The 6,257-nt window shown below is 62.7% G+C and carries 4 protein-coding genes; 1 reads left to right on the top strand and 3 read right to left on the bottom strand.

Annotation, left to right across the window (positions count from 1 at the left end):
• Positions 1–1,428, bottom strand: a 1,428-nt coding sequence (locus ACIQ17_RS29590) for an L-lactate permease (RefSeq protein WP_398473012.1), incomplete at its 3' end; no start/stop codon positions are given.
• A 286-nt stretch (positions 1,429–1,714) separates the two neighbouring features.
• On the opposite strand from ACIQ17_RS29590, the gene ACIQ17_RS29585 reads away from it, so the two are divergent.
• A complete protein-coding gene (locus ACIQ17_RS29585) occupies positions 1,715–3,457 on the top strand; it encodes an ABC transporter ATP-binding protein/permease (RefSeq protein WP_398473011.1) in 1,743 nt (580 codons plus the stop codon).
• Here the strand turns inward: ACIQ17_RS29585 and ACIQ17_RS29580 are convergent.
• The gene (locus ACIQ17_RS29580; RefSeq protein ID WP_398473010.1) at positions 3,454–4,770 is read right to left on the bottom strand and encodes a chloride channel protein; all 1,317 of its coding nucleotides are present in this window, start codon (positions 4,768–4,770) and stop codon (positions 3,454–3,456) included. The two genes, ACIQ17_RS29585 and ACIQ17_RS29580, sit on opposite strands and share 4 nt — an antisense overlap.
• 125 nt (positions 4,771–4,895) lie before the next feature.
• Positions 4,896–5,891 carry a TorF family putative porin gene (locus ACIQ17_RS29575; protein ID WP_398473009.1) on the bottom strand — a complete coding sequence of 332 codons (996 nt, stop codon included), beginning with the start codon at positions 5,889–5,891 and terminating at the stop codon, positions 4,896–4,898.
• Between the last annotated feature and the right edge of the window lie 366 nt (positions 5,892–6,257).

Below are 6,257 nucleotides of genomic sequence, written 5' to 3'. Positions count from 1 at the left end.
CTCGGAGGTGATCTTCTGCAGATTGCCGAACAGCACATTCGATGCCGTGTCCGACCCGGTCAGCGCGACACCGAGCCAACCCAGCAACGTACCGAAGAACGGGTACAGCACACCGGTGGCCGCGAAGGCCAGACCGAGGGTGGCGTCGACGCCGGACAGGCGCGTCAGCGTGCCGATGGCCAGCATCGCCGAGATGGTGATCAGCGAATAAGCGCAGATCTTGATGGTGCGGCCATATTCCGCGATCATCTTGAGCGGCGAGAAGCCCATCACGAAACCGGAGATGATGGCAGCGAGCAGCATGCCGGTGCCGGTGAAGGATACATAGGTGAAGGCGAAGACGGCGGCTTCCTTGGTCGGCTGCGGAGCCACCGGCGGCACTTTGTTGATCATGTTGTGCAGCTCGGGCACCTGATAGTTCCAGGAGAAGATCGGATTGACGATCCCCTTGAACCAGTTGGTGCCCCAGATCAGCAGGATGACGCAGAGGATGATCCACGGGGTCAACGCCTTCCACACCTCGGCCGAGGTCAGCGGCGTAGTGTCGAACGGCTTGGCCGGCGGCGCGGTCGCGGCGCTGTCGTCGCGCTGGCGCAGCTTGGCCGAGGTCCAGATCGTCTTCGGCTGCCAGACCTTGAGGAACAGGATCAGCGCGGCCATCGAGATCAGCGACGCACCGATATCGACGATCCACGGATTGATGTAGTTCGAGATCACGAATTGCGGGATCGCGAAGGACAGTGCCGTGATCAGGATTGCCGGCCAGACTTCCTTCATGCCCTTCCAGCCCGCAAAGGCCCAGACCACCCAGAACGGCACGATCATCGAGAACACCGGCAGCTGACGGCCGACCATGGCACCGAGGATGAAGGGATCAAAGCCGGTGACGGTGGCCAGACCCTGGATCGGCGTGCCCAGCGCGCCGTAAGCAACAGGCGCGGTATTGGCGATCAGCGATAGGCCGGAGGCGGCGAGCGGCGAGAAGCCGAGGCCGATCAGCACGGCGCCGGTGACGGCGACCGGCGTGCCGAAGCCCGAGGCACCCTCGAAGAACGCTCCGAAGGAAAAGGCGATCAGCAATATCTGCAAGCGACGATCATTGGTGACGCCGCCGATGGCGCGCTGCAGGATCTCGAAGCGGCCGCTATCGACCGTGAGCCGATACATGAAGATGACGTTGAGGACGATCCAGCCGATGGGGAAAAAGCCGGTGACGATGCCCAGCGCCGATGCGCGGATCGACATGTTGGCCGGCATGGTGAAGGCATAGATCGCGACGAGGTTGGCCAGCACCAGCGCGATGACGGCGGCGATATGCGCCTTCACCTTGTTGGTGGCGATCAGCACCAGCAGGATGACCACGGGAATGGCCGCGACCAGCGTCGAGAGCGTCGCATTGTTGAATGGATTGTAGACCTGATTCCACATGGCCGTTTCCCTCGTTGTTCTTGTTAGCAGCGTGTGGCGCGACCGGCCCGCATGGGGTCGGCAGCTTGCTGATTGTTCACTTGCGAGGGCGCCGGCGATCGGCCAATGCCGATGCTGGATCTGTTCGCGCGGCGCCGAGAGCCCCGCCCTCGCCTTTCGCGCATGCTAGGTTGAATCACAGTTTCGCGACAAGGCGCCGCGCGTCACTTTGTCGGCGACTTTCGTCTAAACGGTTAGAATCCCTCTCGCTCTCAAGGGCTTAGCGCCCCTTCCCCGGAGATCGTCTGTGAATAACATCCGCTCCACCCTCAAAGCCGTCTGGCGGATCGCGATCCCCTACTTCAATTCCGAAGACAAATGGGCGGGGCGCGGCTTGCTCGCGGCGGTGATCGCACTGGAGCTCGGCTATGTCGCCATCACCGTGATGGTGAACCGCTGGAACAGCGACTTCTACAACACTCTGCAGGAGCGTGACTGGTCGAGCTTCACCTCTCTACTCGGCTATTTCGCCGTGCTGGCGACCATGTCCGTGATCGTGCAGGTGTATCAGCTCTATCTGAACCAGTGGCTGCGCATCCGTTGGCGGCGCTGGCTGACGGAGCATTACCTCACCGGCTGGCTCCGCAATGCCAACCACTATCGCATGCAGCTGCAGGGCGAGACTGCGGACAATCCCGACCAGCGCATCGAGGAAGACGCGCAACTGTTCGTCGACCAGACCCTCGCGCTTGGCGTCGGCCTGCTCAGCTCGGTCGTGACCATCGGCTCCTTCGTGGTGATCCTGTGGGGTCTATCGGCGGCAGCGCCGCTGCACCTGTTCGGCATCGACCTCAACATTCCTGGCTACCTGATCTGGGCGGCACTGATCTATGCCATCGTCGGCACCACGCTAACCCATCTGATCGGCTGGCCGCTGGTCGGGCTGAATTTCCGCCAGCAGCGTTTTGAAGCGGACTTCCGCTTCAACCTCGTGCGCACACGTGAAAATGCCGAGCAGATCGCGCTGCTGAAAGGCGAGCCGGCCGAGCATCAGAGACTGTCCGAGCGCTTCGGGCTGGTGGTGCGGAACTATATCGACATCATGAGCCGCACCAAGAAGCTGACGGCCTTCACGGGCAGCTACAATCAGGCTGCGGTGCTGTTTCCCTACATCATGATCGGGCCGGCTTACTTTGCGGGCAAGGTCCAACTCGGTAGCGTGACGCAGACAGCATCGGCATTCGGCAGCGTGCAGGAGGCCATGTCGTTCTTCGTCTCCGCCTATCGGACGCTGGCGGAATGGCAGTCGGTGGTTGCGCGTCTCGACGGTTTCGAGCAGGCCATCGTCAACGGCCAGACGCTCGTCACCAAGCCCGACATCATCCACACGACAGCCACGGCCGATGACGCCATCGCACTGCCGGATCTCGATGTCGCGCTCCCGAATGGCGCACCACTCGTGCAGGCGCGCGACTTCCGCTTCCGCAAGGGCGAGCGCACGCTGCTGACCGGCCCATCGGGCTCGGGCAAGTCGACGCTGTTCCGCGCCATCGCCGGCATCTGGCCATTCGGCAAGGGCCATGTCGCCCTCCCCGCCAATGCCTCGCTGATGATGCTGCCGCAACGGCCATATTTCCCGGTCGGCACGCTGAAAGACGCCATTGCCTATCCCGGCAACGCTGGTTCTTTCGACGGAACGGCCATCACGGAAGCGATCACCGCCGTCGGGCTGCCCGCGCTGACAGGGCGCCTCGACGAGGACGCACACTGGAACCGCATGCTCTCACTCGGCGAGCAACAGCGCCTCGGCGTCGCCCGCGCGCTGCTGCACAGGCCAGACTATCTGTTCCTGGATGAAGCCACCGCATCACTCGATGAGCCGTCGGAAGCGGCACTGTACCGGCTGATCGAAACGCGGCTGCCGAATACGACCGTCATCTCGATCGGCCATCGCGGCACGCTGCATGCGTTCCATCAGCGCCGGGTGTCGTTGGAGAAGACGGACGATGGCTTCACATTGGCGGAGGCAACAACAGCGCCAGCCAGCTAAACCATCTTCGCTTCGTCAGCAGCAAAGCGCGCCAGCGTGATGCTCGCGAGGGCGTGGTAAAGGCCTTCGCTGAGCACCAGCTGCGATGCGCCATTGGCAATCAGCGCTGCGGCCATCAGGGGAATGACCATGGCATGGTTGTTGGTCATTTCCGACGTAATGACGAAGGCGGTGATCGGCGCGCGTACCACGCCGGTCAGGTATGATACCATGCCGATCAGCACGAGCGCATCGAGCGGCACCGGCGGAAGCAGCGGCGCCAGATCGGACGCGATACCCGCACCGATCGCCAGCGACGGCGCGAAGATGCCGCCGGGGATGCCGGAGATCGCCGACAGCATGGTGGCCGCATATTTCCAGGCCCCGAAACCGTGCGCCACCGCATTCGAACCATCGTCGATGATGGCGCGCGCCTGCTCATAGCCGGTGCCGTAGACATGGATGCCGCTCACCAAGCCGCATAGCGCAACACCGAGACCGCAGGCGCCCGCGAAGATGACCGGATGCCGCTTGATGGCACCGCCGAAGCGGCCGGGAAGTCCCAGCGCAAAGCGGATGAGAATGCGGCTGAAGACACCGCCAAGCACACCGCAGAGAGCCGCGCAGACCGGTACCACGATCCATGCTTGACCGAGCGGCAACACCGCGGACGGCGAGCCGAAATAGTGATACTCGCCGAGCAGGGCGAGCGAGGTCAGACCGGCGGCAACGATGGCGCCGATGACCAGACCCAGGCTACGCATCTCGAAAGAACGACTTAGCTCCTCGATGGCGAAAACGATGCCGGCTAGCGGTGTGTTGAACGCCGCCGCGACGCCGGCGGCCGACCCCGCGAGCAAAAAGCCGGGCTGTCGATAGGGCGCGAAGCGACCCAGCGCCGCCATGATGGCACCGCCGACCTGAACGGTCGGTCCCTCGCGACCGGTCGAGGCGCCGAACAGCAGGCCGAGGGACATCACCACGACCTTGCCGCAGGCGACGCGCAGCGAGACCAGCGGCCCGCGACGCTTCTGCGGCAACCGCAACGCTGCGATCACCTGCGGAATGCCCGAGCCCTGCGCATTGGGAAAGACGGCGACGGCCAGCCACATGCAGATGACAAAGCCGATCGGTGTCACGAACAGCCCGGCATAGGGCCATCGTGCCAGCAAGGCGCCGAACAGATGCTGCGCATGGTCGGCAAGCCAGGCCATCGCGATGGCGGCGAGGCCGACACAGATCCCGCCCGCCAGGAACAACATGTGGCGGGTCCAACGCTTGCGCGCGAGGCGGGAGCGAAGGCCGAAATGAGCGAGATAGCGGCGGGTTTTCATTGCACGGGGGTGTTGCAGGTCTGATGCCTGACAGCAATGCCGGCAACGGGAGGGCAGACCTGCGCAAAGAAAAGCGGGCAGCGATTTCTCGCTGCCCGCTCGCATCCAACCGAGGTTGGAAAAGCTTACTTCAGGTTCGTCATCGCGGTCAGGTCAGCCGACAGCTTGACGATGCCGGTGGCGCCGCACCAGCTCGAGCCAGCACCGCCCGGATTGATCGGGGTGATGTTGGTCACGCCCGAAGCGGTGAAGTCCGAGGTGAAGGCATTGCAATCGCCGCGGTTCAGGCTGGTGTCCGAGTAACGCAGATCGAGGGTGAAGACCTTGTAGGTGAAGCCGATACCGACGTTCCAGGTGTTGTAGTCGGCATACTTGATGCCGGCCGGGAAGGCAGGAACGCTGTAGAACGCATCCGACGTACCCAGCCACTGGCGACCGAATTCACCCGACACGTACATGCCGACGCCCGACGAACCGAACCAGGTGGTCGGAGCGATCGCCTTCGCAGTCACGGCGGCGTAGTTGCCCCAGGCACCGGTGTTCAGGAAGTTCGGCGAGTAGTTGTCCGACACGCCCATCGTAAAGTAGTCGTTGAAGGTGTAGTTGAACTTGCCGTAGACCTCGTAGAACGACACGTCCTTCTTCATCACGTTGCCGTTGGCCAGCACCTGCGGAGAGGTGCCGGGGCCGCAGACGCCGAGCGTGCCGGCCGCGTCGAAGTCGGTGCACTGGCCGCCCGGATAACCGTAGTACCAGAAGCCGAAGTCGAAGGCGGCCGCACCGAAGGTCGGGCGGATACCGAAGTAGCCGTCGATCTCAAGCGCAGCGCGGTTGGCGAAGGAGATGCTCGACGCCGAGGTACCGATATAGAGCTGCAGGTCCTTGTTGATGTTGTAGCGCGGCTCGAAATAAGCCGTCACCGACGGACGGTTGTTCGACTGCGACACGCCGCGGAACAGGTAGTTATTGGTGATCGAGGCACCGAAAGCGATATCCCAAGGATCGTAGGGGGCCACGATCGGCGCCGCCTTCTTGTACATCTTGGCGCCCAGATCAGCTGCCGAAGCCGTGGTGATCCCCATCGCCAGCACCGCGGAAGCGGCAATAACTACCTTCTTCATGACATTCCCCATCACTTATGAAACCGAGCAGTTCCGTGTCGACAAAACGGCGAAACCGCGAAATCTGTAAACCTGACGCAACTCTGAGGCGTAGGAGGTACACGGTGAAGGAGAAAAAACGGGCAATTGCCGCCTCTTTGGGCGAATGCACGTTTTCGTGAGCGGTTGTAGCGATGTGTTGCAAAACCAGCACGCTTTTTGAGGCGTTCTAGCTCGCCATGACCCGCGACGCGGTATGGAATTTCCACAGGTCGGTCGGCCAGGCTTGCTCTGGTCGGTACCACGCTGCTCATGGCGGGCACAGCCGGAGCGAATCGAGCCCCAACTAGACTTAGGGGGCGCTCAATGAAAAAGGCCGCAGACAAG

Origin of the sequence: Tardiphaga sp. (assembly GCF_044340795.1) — a bacterium.
In the GTDB taxonomy this organism is placed as follows: domain Bacteria; phylum Pseudomonadota; class Alphaproteobacteria; order Rhizobiales; family Xanthobacteraceae; genus Tardiphaga.
This window is presented reverse-complemented; position numbering and strand designations above follow the sequence as displayed.

Coding starts and splice junctions, on each gene's coding strand:
- ACIQ17_RS29580 (WP_398473010.1), bottom strand. CDS start 4,770: ATGAAAACCCGCCGCTATCTCGCTCATTTCGGCCTTCGCTCCCGCCTC.
- ACIQ17_RS29575 (WP_398473009.1), bottom strand. CDS start 5,891: ATGAAGAAGGTAGTTATTGCCGCTTCCGCGGTGCTGGCGATGGGGATC.